Genomic DNA, 16,762 nt, shown 5'->3' with positions numbered 1-16,762 from the left:
ACGTCTGTGTGCCTTCCTCGGTATGCCCCGCGAATATCGCCCACAACCATGACGGCTGTACGAATCCAACAGGACAGTCGCGACACAGAACCTAAGAGATTTTCGCGGGCGATATTCTCGACCATCGAACGCATAGCGCCACCGTCTTCGGCCGGCTCGTCGACCAGAACGGTAATCTCCTCCAAGCCCGCCGCTATGGCCTGTTTGACGCGGCGATGCCCGGAGTGGATGACAAAACCGTTGCCGCCATCGGCCTGCGGCGCGACAACCGGCGGCTGCACAATGCCGACAGCCTTGATGGTGGCCAAGAGCAGCGCGTCGGATTGCGGACTGGATTTGCTCCGTCGGGCCCTGTCGGGGCTTTCCACGAGCGCGCGCGGATCGATCAGCTTGATTTCCATGGGGATGCTCCTTTTTGGTGCCGGCACCGCGCCGGCCCTTTCCTATCTTCTTTCCGAAGACACCCCCCGACCCGCGGAGCGGGCGGGCCGGAGCAATTGCGGGCGAGCATCCCTGCCCGGCTGGCCAAGCAGGGCTTACAGCCCTGTGCGGGACGATGGGCCGGGATCGCGCAGGCGGCGATTGAGCTTCAGCGTCTGCGGCCTGCCCGATCTGTGAGCGGAATCCTTCTGCTTCCTTTCTCCCTCTCTTCTCCCCTGCATTCGTTCTGAGAGCGATGCCAAGAGTAAGATTGTACTTGTCCTGCCACCATTAAGGTGGCATACAATGGTATGGAAAAGCGACGCCCGACGTATGATCTCGACGCGATCAAGGTCGCACTCGGCTCAGTTGACCGGCTGGCGATGACGTCATCGGCTTTGCGCGACGCTATCGCCCTGGGCTTCGACCGGGCGGGCATCGTCGAAACGATCGGTGGAATCGAGCGCCGCATGTTCTACAAATCGATGACGACATTCGTCGATCACCGCGTCTGGCAGGACGTCTATCATGTTCCGGCACGCGGTATGGCACTCTATGTGAAATTCCAGGCAGATGTCGTCACGGAATTCACTGTCATGTCGTTCAAGGAGAAATGACGATGGCTGTTATGGAAAAGAGTATTCCCCAGACTATGGTCTCGCCGGAGACAGGCGAGACTCTGCATCGCGGCGTCCGGCCATTTGTCGTGACGTATAAGGGAAAAAGCATCACTGTCGAGTTGCCGGGCTACTATCCAGTGAATGGGGACGAGGGAATCCACGTCGGCAGCGATATGGCGGTCAGCGATGCGGCGCTCCGGACACTGAAGGAAGAAATCGAGGGTATTCCCTCACCGTCCACGATCCGCCGGGTGCGCCGGAAGCTGAAGCTGTCGCAGCGAGAGGCTGGCGGCCTGCTGAAAGTCGGCGAGAACGCCTTCGACAAATATGAGCGTGGTCTGATCGAACCAAGCGGCCCCACCAGCCAGTTGTTGAAATTGCTCGAACGACATCCAGAGCTGGTTGAGGATTTGCGATCAACTTGAAGGCGGGTCGGCTGTCGGAGAGTTCTGGATTGGTTGATCAGCGCTCAAATTCACGCCGCCCGCCTATCATCGGACCGCATGCTTTCTCCGTCCTCAGCTAATGATCGCTCGATTTCGGCCAACTGCCTCCGCTTGTCGGCCAATTCGTCCGAGAAGGAGAATTCCCCACCCTGGCGCGAGCGATAGGAAGCGAGGCGATTCTGGGCATCGGCGAGACGTTGCCGATAGCGCTCCTGCTCGTCGTCAAAGCCCAACAATGCATGCTCGAGACGAGCGACCGCGCCCAGCGGCGTGGTCGTCACCGGCAGTTCGATCTCATAGTCAGAGCCGGTGCGCATCAGCATGGTGGTATAGCGATATCCGTCTTTGCCAAACCGTTCCCCACAATATTCGAGTTCGAAGCCGCCAAGCGCCGCGATCACGACGTCGCCGTCCTGCTGAAGCTGGACGAGGGTGAAGATCTCCTTCATCAGTGCGCGACCAGCGAGCTTGCGATCCACAAGAGCCTCATCCCCTACGTCCATGCGGAAGGACGCGCCGGCGGTCGGCACCAGCCTGTCGATGTCCTGCCCGACCTCGCCAATGCGGCGTGTCGCATATTCGATATCGCGCTCGGCGTCGCGGATCTGCCGGCGAATGGCGAACTGATCATCCTGATGTGCGGCGCGCAGTCTCTCGAGCCGGGCAATATCGGCTTCGAGCCCTGCCTTTTGCATCAGACGCGGATCGCCTGAGGCGATGGCCTTGGCCATGGCGAACTGGTTGGCCTGCCCCTCCCCCATATCCTCCAACCGGCGGATCGACGTATCGCCTGAAAGGGCGGCCGCGATGAACCGGGCCTTGCGCTCGTTGTTCTGCCACATCTGCGCATCCATCGATGCCTTTGGTGGCGTAGGCGAAGATGTCGATGACATCGTGCTGATTGCCCTGCCGCTGAATGCGGCCCTCGCGCTGCTCGATCTGAGACGGCAACCAGGGCACATCGAGGTGATGGAGAGCTTTCAGGCGCAGCTGTGCGTTGACGCCGGTGCCCATTGTTTCCGACGAGCCGATCAGGAAGCGGACCTTGCCAGCGCGCACGTCGCCGAACAGCCGTTGCTTGGCCTCGGATTTCTTGTAGTCCTGCATGAAGGCGATTTCCGACCCCGGAACACCGAGGCAAATAAGTTCGTCGCGAATCCAGCGATAGGCCGAGAAGCCGCGGGTCCTCTCCACCGCAATCGTACCGAGGTCCGAAAAGATCATTTGCGCGGCGCCGGTCAGCTCGAAGGGCTTGCCATCGGGCCGGACGTAATCATGGCCTGCCGTCTCCTGCCAGATGCGGAAGGCATTGCCGACAAGGTCGTTGAGCTTGTTGTCCGGCTCATTGTCATTGTCGGCATCCACCAGACGCATATCGATCGCAGCATGACGGCCATCGGTGATGACGGAAAGCAGGATGTCGTCACCGGGCTGCGGAGGACCCTCGCGTGCCTCGATCGCCTTGATCCGGGCATCGAGCAACATCTGGTAGCGCTTGAACGCTGCCGAGGGTTTTGAGGTCCTGATCTGGCGCGCCCCCGTCGAAAGCGCTGGAATCTTGACATAGGCGCGCAGATCCTCGGGCATCACCACATCCGCGAAGGTGCGGAACATGGCGATAAGCTCTGGGACATTGACGAAGGTCGCGAACCGGGTCACCGGCTTGTATTTGCCGTTCGGCTGCAATTCGAGCTCGGTGGTGACGTCTCCGAAGGTCGACGCCCAGGCATCGAACTCGTGCAGGCCGCGCTGATGCAGCGCAGCGAGGCCGAGATAGCGCTGCACCGAGAACATCTCGCCCAGCGTATTGGTGATCGGCGTGCCGGACGCCAGTATGAGCGCCCGGCCGGGGTTCTTCGTCTCGACGAAACGCGACTTCACATAAAGGTCCCAGGCGCGCTGCGAACCATTTGGATCAATCCCTTTCAGGGTCGACATGTTGGTGGCGAAGGAGAGTTTCCGGAACTCCTGCGCCTCGTCGACGATGATCTGGTCGATGCCGATTTCGGATATGGTGAGGAGATCGTCCTTTCTGGTGGCGAGGTTTTCCAGCCGCTCCTTGAGGCCTTCCTTCAGCCGCTCGAGCCGCTTGCGCGAGACCCGATCATCACTTTCGACCTTGGTGAGCAGGACCTCGTAGAGCTCCAATTCATCCTGGATCATCTGTTGTTCGAAAGCGGACGGGATGCCGATGAAGCGGAATGCCGAATGCGTGATGATGATGGCATCCCAGGCAGCAAGGGCCGCACGAGACAGGAAGCGATGCCGTTTATCCTTGGTGAAGTTGGTTTCATCAGCGACCAGGATGCGGGCGGTCGGATAGAGCGCCAGGAATTCGCGCGCGGCTTGCGCCAGGCAATGACCGGGAACGACCAGCATAGCCTTTGCGATCAGGCCGAGGCGCTTCTGTTCCATGACCGCAGCCGCCATGGTCATCGTCTTGCCGGCACCGACGGCATGGGCAAGATAGGTCGAACCGGCCGAGATGATGCGCCAGATGCCGCGTTTCTGATGCCCATAAAGAGAAAAGGCGCCCGAGGCACCTGGAAGCTGGAGATGATCCCCGTTGAATTTTCGTGGGGCAATGTTGTTGAAGCAGTCATTATAGATCCGGGCCAGCCGGTCGGTTCGATCGGAATCGGACCAGATCCAGGTCTGGAACGCGCTCTTGATCTTTGTGAGCTTCTCCTTAGCCGCCTCGGTGTCGACGACATTGAGCACCCGCTTTTCGCTGTCGCCTTCCTTCACAATGTCGAAGATCTGCGGCACGCGGCTATTGAGAGCATCGGCGATCAGCTCGCCGGCGTGACGGCGATCGGTACCCCATTCGGACGTGCCGGCGGCCATCCAGCCGAGCTGCCGCGCCTGCACCGTCCACGATGCCAGTTCGGGCATGTGGTGGATCTTGATATCTGCGTTCATCGTCTCCTTGACGAAGAGGATGACATCGGCGGCCGGGATCCAGGGCGCGCCCAGACGGGCGGTGATATCCGACGGCCCAAGATCGGCAGGTTGCACCTCGACCAGGGCGCGGACATTGCGCTCGAACGCCGGATCGAGCGTGGCGGCGGCCTCAGCCGCCTTGAGTTTGTCGCGGACCTGACCCGAGAGATAGGCATCGTCGGTCTGCCATGCGCCACTTTCAGGATCGCGGAAGATGGCGTCGCCCAACTCGGCAATCACGGTCTCGGGGTCACTGTGCAGCAGCTCGGCGATGTGATCAATGTCGACATTGCCCCGCTCGTTCAACACCACGGCAAGAGCATCGGCCGGCGAGGTGATGATCGGCGCCGAGGGCGGCGCAATGACCCGCTCAGAAAAGATCGGGCCAGGACGCGCGGTATTGGTCTCGAGATCATAGTCCTCGATCGAGGCGACCAGCCAGCAATCGGGGTCATCGAGGAAGGGCTGCAGGTTGGGCCGCCGATGCGTCTCACGGACCTCGCCAGTCTCTACATCTTCGGAAACCGAGACCGTGGTGAAATTGATCGGGCCGAACTCCCGGACAAAGTTCGACCAGGCGATGCGCAGCTTCACCTGCGCCGGCTTCCAGGGCTTGTCGAACTCCTGGGCCTTCAGAACCTCCCGCACGGCATCGCGGACCGGGATCAGCTTGCTGATGATGCGTGCATGCTTTTCCGGCACGCCATCGGCCAACCTGCCTTTGCAGATGGTGATCGCGACAGGGATGCCATCGATCATCTGCTTGAGCTGGGCGTTGTCGCCGACGAAGAAACTGCCCTCGCGCACACCGCCGCTTTCCGACCGGGTGATCGGCGGACCTGCGCTGTCACCAGCATCGTGATCGACGAGCTCGGGCTCGCCGTCATAGATCGCTTCAGGAAGACAAGAGATTGCGGCTGCGAGCGCCTGCTCGAGATCGACGTCAGGATGCGGCTTGCATGTATAGGTTTCACCAAATGGTCCGGAGGTCCTGGCATGATCGCCCAGGACAAAACTTGGATGACGCGCGAACCAACGGTTTACGCGGATGGCCCCCTCATCGGCCGTCGCCGGCGTGATCTCCTCGGTATCAAGCCAATACTGGCCGCCCTCGGGCTCGCCGATCTTGCGCTTGCGGAAAAACAGCACATCGACCACGACGTCCGTGCCGGCATCGGCGCGAAAGCTGCCTTCGGGTAAACGGATGGCGGCGATGAGATCGGCCGATTTCGCGATGTGCTCCCGGGCCGAGCAATCTGCCTTGTCCATCGTGCCGGAGCTGGTCACGAAGGCCGCAAGACCGCCGGGCTTCAGCAGATCGATCGAGCGGGCGATGAAATAGTCGTGGAGACGCAGCTCCATCGAGCGATAGGTACGATCCGACCGAACAATGCGATCCGAAAACGGCGGGTTGCCGATAGCCAGATCGAAACTGGCAGGAAGGTCAGCGCGGGCAAAGTCGGCGTTGACGATATGCGCCCCTGGTTGCAGCAAGCGGGCAATGCGAGCCGTGACGGGATCGATCTCGATGCCCGTGACATGGGTGACTTCACGCAGCGCTTCGGGCAGCGTCGCGGGGAACAGCCCCGTTCCGATGCCGGGCTCAAGCACCCTGCCCCCGCGCCAGCCGAGCCGTTGCAGCCCAGACCAGATCGCATGAACGAGGAACTCCGGCGTGAAATGTGCATATTGGGTACAGCGCGCGAGCGAGGCATATTCGGCCAGCGAAACCATGCCCTCAAGGTCGCTCCCAATTTCGTTCCAACCCGCTCGAAAACTGTCATCGCCGGGACGGCGAAATACCGCATTGGCGAGCTCGGATGCACCGAAGCCGGTGAAGCGGATCAACTGCGCCTGTTCGTCGGCCGCCGCGGCGCGGTCGGCCGCCTCGATTTCGGAGGCGAGACGGATGGCGGCGAGGTTGTCGAGCGCGCGCTGCTTCCAGCCCAGCGCCAGATTGCGGCTTCCGGACAGATAGAAATTGGCGCGGGCGGACGATGATGATGTGCCTGTCGGGGCACCCGACGGCGCGGGCATCGCCGGAGCAGGCTCGGTCGGCGGCGGATCGTCATCGAAATCGTTGGCGGCAGGATCTGCGCCAAACCCTGCGATGCCAAGGCCGAGCCCGGATGAATGCGAGCAGATGGCTGAAGACGCGATCGTGAACAGGTCGTCATGCGACATAGGTATTTCTCCTGAGATGATGGCGCGCGCGATCCCCCGGTCGCGGATGACGGCCAGGCGATCGGCATTGCGATTGTTGAAAATGTCAGCGGGACATCAGCGAGAGCGCGATTTCGGTCTCGGTGAGCTGCACATTGAGGTGCGTAGCGCCCATGTTGCGGCCAAAAAGCGGTGTCAGCCGTTCGGCATCGATAAACTCGATGCCGTCATCGGCGCCGAAATGACGGCGTTTGTAATCCCACCAGTCGATGTCGCCCTTGGGGTGACATTGCTCGGCGTAAACGACCAGCGGCTTCTGTCCGTCGGCGAGTTTGCCATTGGAGAGGATGTAGACACCTTCGTCTCCGACCAGCCACAGGCCGGGCTGTTCACCCTCGCCCGGACGGGTGCCGTAATAGGGATTGCGAAAGCCGCCATTGGCGGCGGCGTCTTCGATACCTCGCGCGATGACCTTGCGGACAGCGAGAATTGGAAAGGTGAACATGGCCGCGCTCCCTTCACGCCGCCTGCCGCTCGGGCAGGTGACGCAGATGCACCGGAAGCTTGGCCTGGATCTCCTCGTCGGTGAGTTCGCGCAACAACTTCAGCGTCGTGCCGCCGCGGCGACCATAGACCAGCACGTTGCGCTGCCCGCGAAACTCAGGCAGCCAGCGCTCACCGGCATAGCCGCGGTATTCGTCGTGGGTGGCGCTCCAGATGTGCTCGAGCCGTTCCTCATGCGTCATCGCCCTGACGGGCCAGGACTCGCGCTCGACGATGGCGTCGCGCATCTCGACCGGCGAGCAGGCTTGCGTCAGATCGCAATAGCCGTGGAAATAGCGGACCTTCCCATCGATCCTGAGCTGGTAGAAAATGCTGGTGACGCGGTCGGTGAGGAATTCGCGCATGGCGAACATCTCCCCGCGCATCCAGAGCGGCGGCAGGATGTCGAGCATATAATCATGCTCTGCCCGCGCGATCTCGAAATACTCGCCCGCGTAAAGATGATCGCTGTCACCCTCAGAACGGTTCGGCCGCTGGGCATGACGGTCGAAAAGACGGCACATCTGTCGCCGGTCTGCGACGCCGAAATAGATCTTTCTGGGGAAGGCTTGATGGGTCATGGGGAGGCTCCTGGCCTTTTTCGGGCCGAAGCGCGGTCATCCTTCGTAGATCACCGTCATCTTCAGCCCTTCTGGACCCTTCCCCACGGCCGCCTCTCCGTCCGGCTGGGTCAAGGGCCGGCTTCAGCCGGGCGAAGCTTCACCCTTGATGCGGCCGGCGGGCATGCGGCAGGCCTTAACCTTCCTCCCTCTCCTTTATTTCTCGCTCCTTGTTGCGGACACGCAGAGCATCGTTCCAGTCATCATGCGGCGGCAGGAACCGTGACCAGGCAGCGCCTGCCTGTTCAGCGATCTCGCGGAGCCGTTCGGCAAACACCTCGCCCTGCGTATTGGCGTCGGTCGCCGCGATAAGTTCGACGCCGGGGCGCTCGGCCAGCAGGCTCAGAGCTTCGGATGTCGCGGGAGACCAGCCGCCCCCGGCGCTGAGATAGAGCGTTCCTGTCCCCATCTCCTCGATCGCCGCCAGGCTCATGGCGTCGATCGCGGCCTCGGTCACACACAGGCGTAAAGCGTCTGGCCGCCCAAGGCGAAACAGCACCTTCGCGCCCCCCGATGCAAAGCCACGCCAGTCGGGACCGCGCTCTTCCCAGCCGGTGATGGCGCCATTATTGTCGGCATGGGCAGCCCACATGCTGCCATGGGGACCCTCGCGCAGCAGATTGGTGGAAATCGCGATGCGGACGATCCGTTCGCAAAGGCCGCGCTCGTCTATCAGATAACGCCAGGTTGCCGATCCCTTCCAGGGCTTGCGCCGTGTACGCCATCGCTCGGAAACGGAGAGATCCGGCTTGTGGTCTCGCGACTTCCGCTCCCAGACGGGTGAGGACTGAGCGAACCCAACGAGGCCTGCCACTTCGTACATGGCCTCGACGAAGCGCACGCCTTGCAAATGCTCGACGAGGTTAAAGACGTCGCCCTTACCTTCGCCAAGGGGGTCGAACCAGCCCTTGCCGTCATGGATGACGATGATGATCTCGCCGTCCCGGCGATATTTCATCGCCTTTCGCGTGCTTTCCTTGAGGTCGAGCACAAACCCAGCCGCTTCCAGCACCGCGCTGCAGAGCACCTTCCCTCTCAACTCTTCCAGATCTGCTTTTTCCATTCTTCTCGACCGCACGCCTCGCGCTCCTATTATCCGATTCCCGCCCCCCAATCTTTCGGAAGGCGGACACCGGAAGCCGCGAAGAGCAAGGCGGGCAAGGGCGCGGCGGTCAACCCCGCCGTTCGACCGGGGACATCGGTCGCCCCGCTGCGGCAAAGCTTCCCTTGAGCGCCGAAGCGCGCAAGCGGCACGGCTTGTTCCTTTCAGCTCGGACGGTTCTCTTCTTCAGCCACCACGGTCCGCAGGACGGCGATATCCATCTCCACCTCCGGGGAGAGACGAGCGACCTCGGCTGCGACCTTGGCCCAATGGAAAAACTCGCTCCGATCACCAGCCAAGCGAGCTCGTGTCGCCCGGCGCTGCGCCTCATAATATGCGTTACTTCCCTCGACAGAGAGGAGATGCAGCGCGTCTTGCCTCCAGCGGCGGCGACGGTCGCGGCGCTGACGCATACAATTCCTGTCTCCAGCATTTCTCCTGCTTTCAATCCTGCATCAGGGATGGCAGCCCGAATGGGTGAAGACTGTAAAGGCTTCGGCTTCGCCTACAGCCCGCCCGCAGGGGACGCCACAATCACGCATTGTAATGGCCGTCGAGAATCCTGTAAGTGGAATGGTAAAATGGGTGACAATCGGCTGAGGTAGCAAGGTGAACGAAACCACCATAAATAACACCGACCGGCTTATTGAACTGACCACCGATATCGTGTCGGCATATGTATCGAACAACCCTGTTCCCGTCGGGGACCTTCCGCATCTCATCGCTGAGATCCATGCTGCCTTGCAACAGCAGGTCGCGCCAACGGCGCAGCAAGAAGCCGAGCCCAAAAAGCCGGCTGTTCCGATCAAAAAATCGATCACGCCTGACCATATTGTCTGTCTGGAGGATGGGAAGAAATTCAAATCCCTCAAGCGCCATCTCGCAACGACCCACGGCGTGACGCCTGACGAATACCGTACGAAATGGGGCTTACCCGCGGACTACCCGATGGTTGCGCCGGCCTATTCGGCAGCACGCTCGGCCTTGGCAAAATCCACGGGTCTAGGACGCAAAACAGAAGCTGTCGCGGTCGCGCCTGCTGCGCCCGCAAGGCGGAAGAAACTCGGCCTCAAATTCTCCTGAGATCAATCAGTGCCGAGGTTGCGAGGCGATGCACCATGCTGGCTGATTTCTCCGTTATGGTCGACCATGCGCAGGTGGTGGTTTACACGCAAGACCGTACTGCATCCGGTCTTCGCCGCCCATCCTCGTGACCAGATCGCCGGGGTGGAGCTGGCTGAGTTCGAGGCGTCGCGGGACGAGGCGGAAAATGAAAAAGCTCTCGCCATCATTCTAGATAGGGTCGGCCCTCTCCTGGCAGCAGCACCGTGAAAACGTGTACAGCATGACATCCGGCGGCAGACGGTTCGATGCACGTCCCTTCCCCCCAGGACATTTCCACCGATGCGCTGCCGAATATGCGGCAGAAAGGGGGGTGGCAAGCTGCCCGACCGCTTCTGGGCGCCCAAGCCGGGAAAGCGGCCGTTCAGCAGGCTACTGTACTTTGACCGCAATGCGCCACCTTTCCGGCCGTTCGACTGCCGCTTGCGGCGTCCCGAAAGCCGACATTGCTCACGGCGTAGCCAAGCGCAAGCCGATTACTTCGGCGTATATGTTCGAATCCCACCCGGTCCGCCAAACACCGCCGACTACCGCACCAATTGATCGCTTATATCTTTATTTTCAGCGAGATAGACGTTTTTAGTCGATTAGTCCACCTTGTGTGGTTACCGCACACCCAGCCAGGCAGGATAGCGCTATCGGTATAGCCGAATGGATTCTTGCTACTTTCTGCCGCGAAGGCGGACGTAGTCGGGCTTGGCGGCCGGGTTCCGGCGGGGCATGGCGATGCCCGTGATAGTGACAGGCACGCGTCGCATGGCGACGGTCTGGCTGCCGACCTTCACGACGCAGTCCATGTAGTGGGTACCGCGGTAGGCCGAGCGTTCATTGGCCGTGAGGCCGAGCCCGGCAAAATGGCCAAGATCGTTCGTGTTCTCGGCCTCGCCGCCCTCATTGCGCACCATCCATGCGACGGAGCTGTTCGCCGGAAGCTGTCCCGGGTTTACGACCTCGAAATAGATGTCACAGTCCTTCGGTATCGGTCCGATCCGGTTCATGTCAGTGAACCGCCCGCCCTGCGGGTTGTTGCGAGAAACCGCCGTAACTCTGATCTCGGGCATCACCGACCTTACCGGCAGCCACCTTGCCATTTCGACCAGCGCCTGCTGCCCCTCCGGCATCGGAAACAGATGCTCGAACGCCTCCTGCCAGATGTCGGCTGCGGCGAAGTCGGTTTCCGCCTCGCAGGCGCGGCTGGCAACGTCCAGCAGGTCAGATAGCGCACGGGTGAAGACTTGCATCTGCTGCGAGGACATCCGGACCAGGTTTTCATCAGGATCAACGGGATTAGGTACTTGCCAATCGTCCTCAAGGCGCTCGGTGATATGTTCGACGAGATCGCGCATAGCTTCATCATCGGCCAGAAGTTGGCCCAAGTCCCGCGCCGCTTCCGCAATCAGGACGGTTAGAAGGATTGACGAAGGCCGGTCGGTTTCAGCGAATTTGAGGGCGACCCATGCCTTCAGATATCTGATCTGGCGTCGCACTTTGGCGCGCTCGATGTCATCGAACGAGTCGCGGAACCAGATATAGATGGCCTTCGGATCGCTGTCCTCCCAGCCATCACGGGTCGCAAGCGACCGCGCGTCCAAATCAGGTTCAAGATGATATGCAGGCACGTCGATATGGAAGTCGCCCTTGAACCGGATGCGCTCGCACCGGGGCTTGGACGGGGCGACCTCCAGAACGTCGTCCGGATTGTCCGCGGCATAGGCGACAAGACTGTCCCTGACGAAACCCTTCAGCGTTTGGGGATCGTGGTCTCCGTCGTCGCGCGAACCCTTCCACACATAATAGATGCCGAGGTCGATATCGAACTCTTCGCCAAGTCGGACAGGGCGCGTCTGCGTTCCGAACTTATATGAACCCTGAAGCCAGGTGCGGATCGAATAGCCGCTCCTTTCGCGCAGGTCGGTCGTGAGGTGATCGGCTAGGGCGTTCCAGCGTTCCTGCTGTTCCTCGAACTGCTCGCTAGATGGCGTAATCCGCCGATGCAGCGTCTGCTTCTCCTTGTCGTTCGAGCTGTAAAAAAGTGATGATGCGGAACCCATAAAATCATCCCTTCAATGTATCGAGATTGTAGAAAGCAGGTGCTGGGGCTTGCCCTGACATTATTTCCTTCAGGAGGGGTGCGTTAAGCGCGGTCTGGACAGTGGCTTGCGCCAGACCCTTGATGGTTTTCTGGGCATCAGGCGTTGCCACGTCGAGCGCCAGATGGCGCTCCTGTTCTTTCGACTGCACCGCGTCAAGCCGCAGGTAACGCTCGCCCAAACGGTGTCTCATCATAAAGTCGACGGAATGTTGCTGCGCAGCGATGATGACGCTGACAAGCCGCTGCTCGCGCATCCACCCGAAGGCGCCAAGCTCTCGGCCGTGCGCATGGGCAAAAGAAAACTGCGCGGTAGTCGTGCCGATACTCAGCAGCCGAACTTGGCCAGCCGGTCTCTTAAAGAAATGCTCGGCCTCATGTACGGCGAGCAAGTCGGGGGAGTTCGCGTAGAGCCCGCCGTCGGTGAACAGCGCGTCCCCGACTTCGGCGATAGGAAAGTAGGTGGGTGCCGCAGCGGTCGCCAAGGCGACATCGACGGCCTTCAGGTGCAGATCCCTGCGGAAATCCTCGTGATGCGGGGTCTTGAACATCTGCGGCCCGCCCTTAGTCAGGTTGACGGCCGGGACAATGACCGGATGTTTCAAATGACCAATGAGCGTATCGGCGCCCACGATACGGACGATGGTGTTCCTCAGGGCATCGGGTCGGTATTTCGGCTTCCACCAATAGCGGCACAGGTCAACAAGCGAGCCGGCAATACCTTGCGGCGCCGGACGGTCGGAAAAGATCGTCGTGCCGTCGTCCTCGAACGCTTTTTTGATGTTTTGGGCGGGTACTTCATTCGCCAGACCTAAGGCGATAATTCCGCCGACCGATGTGCCAGCGATCAGGTCAAAATGGCGGGCGATAGGGGCACCGTAGCTCTCTTCGAGTGCTGCGAGGACCGACGCCGTGTAAAGGCCGAGGTAGCCGCCGCCACTCAAGGAGAGGATCGTGAAGCGATCAGTTTGCGCGCTCATATCTGTTCTCCCCGTCCGGCGGCCGCTTCCTAATGCTTCTTGTCGCGCGGCGGGTTCGGGTCATGGCCAGGTGCAACCGTATCGGAATCCCGCCACTTTCCGTCACGCCCCTGAATCCGCACTTCGCCGCCTCCCGCCCTTTCCACGACCTGCTTGGCCGCCCGTTCGGCATCCGCCTGCCGCTCGTGGACGCTACTGGCCCGCTCCGCGCCAGCGCCTTTCACGGCCCAGCCCTTCGGATGCTTGACCACGTATCGATCGTTCTTCGACATCGCACTCTCCAATTGCGTTGACGGCGATTCCCTCATGGGATAAGAAAGTATACGGGCAGCGTTTCACTGTCAATATAGTTACTATACGGATCGGAGTGCGCATGTCGGCTGGTGGCCCAGAGCTGCGGTGGGGGGTGGAGCAACGGCTTGAATTCATTGAGTTCCGTCTCTTCTGGGAGGGCGGCATCAACCGATCAGACATCACCGGATTTTTCGGCGTATCGGTGCCGCAGGCGTCGAAGGACCTGACCCAGTACCAGGAGCTTGCGCCTGACAACGTGCGGTATGACCGCAGCGAGAAGCGCTACTTCGCGACCGAGTCGTTCCGCCCGCGCTTCCTGAAACCGGACGCGGATCGCTACCTTGCGCAGCTTCTGTTCGCGGCCGATCCCGCTCTCCATGGTGAGCGGACATGGCTGACCATTTCCCCGAGCGTGGATACCATGCCCGTGCCGCATCGCCGGGTGGACATCGCTGTCCTCCGCATGATCCTGACTGCGCTCCGGGGCCAAGCCTCGGTTGAGGTTCTCTACCAATCGATGAACGAGCAGCGGCCGGAGCCTGTTTGGCGGCGTATCAGCCCTCATGCCTTCGGCAGCGATGGCTTTCGCTGGCATGTCCGCGCCTTCTGTCACATCGACAACAGGTTCAAGGATTTCTTGCTCTCGCGATGCCTTGAGGCCCGATCGCTCGGGGAGTGCGGGGCGCGCGCCGAAGATGATAAGCAGTGGACAGATTTCTTCGACGTGAAGCTTTCGCCAAATCCGAAGATCGGCGAGAATCAACAAAAGATAATCGCGCAGGATTACGGCATGCGCGACGACAGTATCGCAATCCCCGTCAGGCGGGCGCTGCTTTACTATTTCCGAAAGCGGTTGCGTTTGGACGTGGCGGATGTTCTCGACGATCCGCATGAGACTCCCGTTGTCGTGACCAACCGTGCGGAATTTGATGCCGCCTTGGCTGAGGCGATGAAGTGAAACGGGGAGACGCCAGCTTGAAGAGCAAGAACAACATTGTGAGGTGGGGCAAATCATGCTGACCGGCGAAATCCGTAGCCAGATCGATAGCATTTGGAACGACTTCTGGGCAGGCGGGGTCGCCAATCCGCTCTCTGTCATCGAGCAGATGACCTATCTGCTATTCATCAAGCGTCTGGACGACCTGCACACCCTTGAAGAGCGCAAGAGCCAGACGCTCAAGATTCCGATGGAGCGCCGCATCTTCCCGGAGGGACGAGACGACAAGGGCCGGCCCTACGACGATCTTCGCTGGTCGCGATTCAAGAATTTCGAGCCACGCGAGATGATGGACGTGGTCGATGAGCACGTCTTCCCGTTCCTGCGCGCGCTCAACGGCAGTCAGTCCAGCTACGGCAAGCTGATGCGCGACGCCCGGCTTGGGTTCTCCAATCCGGCACTTCTGGCGAAAGTGGTTGAGAAGCTCGATCGCATCCCGATGGAGGATCGCGACACCAAGGGCGATGTCTACGAGTACATGCTCGCGAAGATCGCGAGCGCAGGCCAGAACGGCCAGTTCCGCACACCACGGCACATCATCAGGCTGATGGTCGAGATGACCGCACCGAAGCCGACCGACGTGATCTGTGACCCCGCCGCCGGCACCTGCGGCTTCCTTGTCGCCGCCGGTGAGTATCTTCGCGAGAAGCATCCCGAACTGATGCGCGACCCTGCATTGCGGAAGCATTTCCACGAGGGTCTGTTCCACGGCTTCGATTTCGACACGACGATGCTGCGCATCGGGGCGATGAACATGACGCTGCACGGCGTCGAGAACCCGAATGTCACCTATCGCGACAGCCTGGCCGAAGATCACGCTGAGGATGCGGGCACTTATTCCCTAGTGCTGGCTAATCCGCCTTTCGCCGGATCGCTCGACTACGAGGCGACCGCCAAGGATCTCCAGAAAATCGTCAAGACGAGGAAGACGGAGCTTCTTTTCATCGCGCTCTTTCTCCGTCTCCTGAAAACCGGAGGCAGGGCAGCGGTGATTGTGCCCGACGGCGTCCTGTTCGGTTCGTCTAGCGCGCACAAGGACATCCGTCGCATGCTGATCGAGGATCACAAGCTCGACGCGGTCATCAAGCTTCCCTCGGGCGTGTTCCGCCCCTATGCGGGTGTATCCACCGCCATTCTCCTCTTCACCAAAACGGGCGTCGGCGGCACCGAGAATGTCTGGTTCTATGACGTGGCGGCCGATGGCCTCAGCCTCGATGATAAGCGCGCCGATCTCTTGCCGCCCGAAAAGCAGGGGCCGACGCCCGCTCAGCCGCTGACCGAGGCAGAGCACGCGAAGAATAACCTGCCCGACATCCTCGCCCGCTGGGGAAATCTCGCCGCCGAGGCTGAGCGCCCCCGCACCGCGCAGAGCTTCATAGTGCCGGTGGAGGATATCCGGGCTACGGGGTCATGGGACCTGTCGCTGAACCGCTACAAAGAGGTGCAGCACGAAGAGGTCGCGCACCAATCCCCGCGTGAGCTCATCGCTGAGCTGCGCGCCATCGAGGCCGAGATTACAGATGGTCTGGACCGGTTGGAGAGGATGCTGGGATGAGCATCCAGAAGTCATTCCGTGCAATTCCAATTGGTGAAATTTCGGAGGTCAATCCCAAGGGACCCGGCAAGGGAGAGCTGACACCGGATGCCGAGCTGGATTTTCTACCCATGGCCGATCTGCACGAGGACGGTTCGGTGCATGTTGCTGATCGACGACGCTATAAGGAAGTCGCGAAGGGCTATACGGCCTTCAAGGACGGAGATGTTCTTCTTGCGAAGATCACGCCATGCTTCGAAAACAACAAGATCGGTGTTGCCAAGGTCAAAACCGAATGGGCTTTCGGTTCGACAGAGTTTCATGTTTTGCGCCCAAGCGGCCGTGTGGATGCTAGCTATCTGACGCATTTCCTCCGGCAGGATTCGGTCCGGAACGAAGGCGAGAAGCGTATGACCGGGAGCGGCGGTCAGCGTCGCGTGCCAAAAGCGTTCATTGAGGATCTGCCAATTCCCCTCCCGCCGCTGGAAGAGCAGAGGCGGATTACGGGAATACTGGATCAGGCGGACGATCTCCGCCGCCTTCGCAGCCGCACCCTCGACAAGCTCAATACCCTCGACGAAGCGATCTTTCATGAGATGTTTGGCGATGTCCGGAGCCAAGAGGCCGCAAACACCACTCTCGGTGAATGTGCCGAATTCTACTCGGGAAACATTTTGCCAGACGGTGAAACATTCGCAGGACAACAAGGAGGATATTTGATCCTAAAGGTATCTGACCTGAATCGGCCCTCTAATGCGCGAGAGATTATAGAATCGGCCTCCTGGAGTCCCGTGTGTTGATTTCCGCTGAGAGCTGACCCGGGATTTTCGCCGAGAAGTGACCCGCCTTCATGTATGGTTTGGGTCTTAGGTTTTGGTCAAGGGGCGGC

At 60.6% G+C, this 16,762-nt stretch carries 13 protein-coding genes and 1 pseudogene; 6 read left to right on the top strand and 8 right to left on the bottom strand.

Annotated elements, in window-relative coordinates:
• Nucleotides 1-401: ParB N-terminal domain-containing protein (locus tag DES43_RS21250; protein WP_166647801.1), on the bottom strand; the 401-nt coding region annotated here is incomplete at its 3' end.
• Nucleotides 402-731: 330 nt separating this feature from the next.
• On the opposite strand from DES43_RS21250, the gene DES43_RS21245 reads away from it, so the two are divergent.
• Both DES43_RS21245 and DES43_RS21240 read left to right on the top strand, forming a co-directional pair.
• Nucleotides 732-1,037 carry a type II toxin-antitoxin system MqsR family toxin gene (locus DES43_RS21245; RefSeq protein ID WP_133676244.1) on the top strand — a complete coding sequence of 102 codons (306 nt, stop codon included), beginning with the start codon at nt 732-734 and terminating at the stop codon, nt 1,035-1,037.
• A 2-nt stretch (nt 1,038-1,039) separates the two neighbouring features.
• A complete protein-coding gene (locus DES43_RS21240) occupies nt 1,040-1,465 on the top strand; it encodes a type II toxin-antitoxin system MqsA family antitoxin (protein ID WP_133676242.1) in 426 nt (141 codons plus the stop codon).
• Between the two features lie 50 nt (nt 1,466-1,515).
• Here the strand turns inward: DES43_RS21240 and DES43_RS21235 are convergent.
• The 4 genes and pseudogenes from DES43_RS21235 to DES43_RS21220 form a co-directional block, all read right to left on the bottom strand.
• A pseudogene (locus DES43_RS21235) lies at nt 1,516-6,613 on the bottom strand (Eco57I restriction-modification methylase domain-containing protein).
• An 85-nt stretch (nt 6,614-6,698) separates the two neighbouring features.
• Complete coding sequence (locus DES43_RS21230; protein ID WP_133676240.1) at nt 6,699-7,097, bottom strand: DUF3085 domain-containing protein; 399 nt, start codon at nt 7,095-7,097, stop codon at nt 6,699-6,701.
• A gap of 13 nt (nt 7,098-7,110) precedes the next feature.
• Complete coding sequence (locus tag DES43_RS21225; RefSeq protein WP_133676238.1) at nt 7,111-7,716, bottom strand: DUF1419 domain-containing protein; 606 nt, start codon at nt 7,714-7,716, stop codon at nt 7,111-7,113.
• 175 nt (nt 7,717-7,891) lie between these two features.
• A complete protein-coding gene (locus DES43_RS21220) occupies nt 7,892-8,818 on the bottom strand; it encodes a DUF3991 and toprim domain-containing protein (RefSeq protein ID WP_133676236.1) in 927 nt (308 codons plus the stop codon).
• Between the two features lie 648 nt (nt 8,819-9,466).
• Between DES43_RS21220 and DES43_RS21210 the strand changes: the two genes are divergently transcribed.
• Complete coding sequence (locus DES43_RS21210) at nt 9,467-9,940, top strand: Ros/MucR family transcriptional regulator (protein WP_133676232.1); 474 nt, start codon at nt 9,467-9,469, stop codon at nt 9,938-9,940.
• 701 nt (nt 9,941-10,641) lie between these two features.
• Here the strand turns inward: DES43_RS21210 and DES43_RS21205 are convergent.
• From DES43_RS21205 to DES43_RS21195, 3 genes are read right to left on the bottom strand one after another with little or no spacing between them, the layout of a single operon-like run.
• Nucleotides 10,642-12,030 carry a CBASS cGAMP synthase gene (locus tag DES43_RS21205; RefSeq protein WP_133676230.1) on the bottom strand — a complete coding sequence of 463 codons (1,389 nt, stop codon included), beginning with the start codon at nt 12,028-12,030 and terminating at the stop codon, nt 10,642-10,644.
• A gap of 4 nt (nt 12,031-12,034) precedes the next feature.
• Nucleotides 12,035-13,048 carry a CBASS cGAMP-activated phospholipase gene (locus tag DES43_RS21200; RefSeq protein WP_100653039.1) on the bottom strand — a complete coding sequence of 338 codons (1,014 nt, stop codon included), beginning with the start codon at nt 13,046-13,048 and terminating at the stop codon, nt 12,035-12,037.
• Between the two features lie 29 nt (nt 13,049-13,077).
• Entirely contained in the window at nt 13,078-13,320 is a 243-nt protein-coding gene (locus tag DES43_RS21195) for a DUF2188 domain-containing protein (RefSeq protein WP_100653041.1), read from the bottom strand.
• 101 nt (nt 13,321-13,421) lie between these two features.
• Between DES43_RS21195 and DES43_RS21190 the strand changes: the two genes are divergently transcribed.
• The 3 genes from DES43_RS21190 to DES43_RS21180 are packed head-to-tail and all read left to right on the top strand — an operon-like array spanning nt 13,422 to nt 16,673.
• A complete protein-coding gene (locus tag DES43_RS21190) occupies nt 13,422-14,300 on the top strand; it encodes a BrxR family helix-turn-helix transcriptional regulator (protein ID WP_133676228.1) in 879 nt (292 codons plus the stop codon).
• A 55-nt stretch (nt 14,301-14,355) separates the two neighbouring features.
• On the top strand, nt 14,356-15,894 hold the full coding sequence (locus tag DES43_RS21185; protein ID WP_133676226.1) for a type I restriction-modification system subunit M: 1,539 nt from the start codon (nt 14,356-14,358) through the stop codon (nt 15,892-15,894).
• Nucleotides 15,891-16,673: a restriction endonuclease subunit S gene (locus tag DES43_RS21180; protein ID WP_133676224.1), complete on the top strand. Its 783-nt coding sequence runs from the start codon at nt 15,891-15,893 to the stop codon at nt 16,671-16,673. The genes DES43_RS21185 and DES43_RS21180 overlap by 4 nt, the downstream gene beginning before the upstream one ends.
• Nucleotides 16,674-16,762 lie beyond the last annotated feature (89 nt).

The organism is Aquamicrobium defluvii (assembly GCF_004363725.1).
GTDB lineage: Bacteria > Pseudomonadota > Alphaproteobacteria > Rhizobiales > Rhizobiaceae > Mesorhizobium > Mesorhizobium defluvii.
The sequence above is the reverse complement of the archived record's forward strand: the minus strand, read 5'-3'. Positions and strand labels throughout refer to the sequence as shown.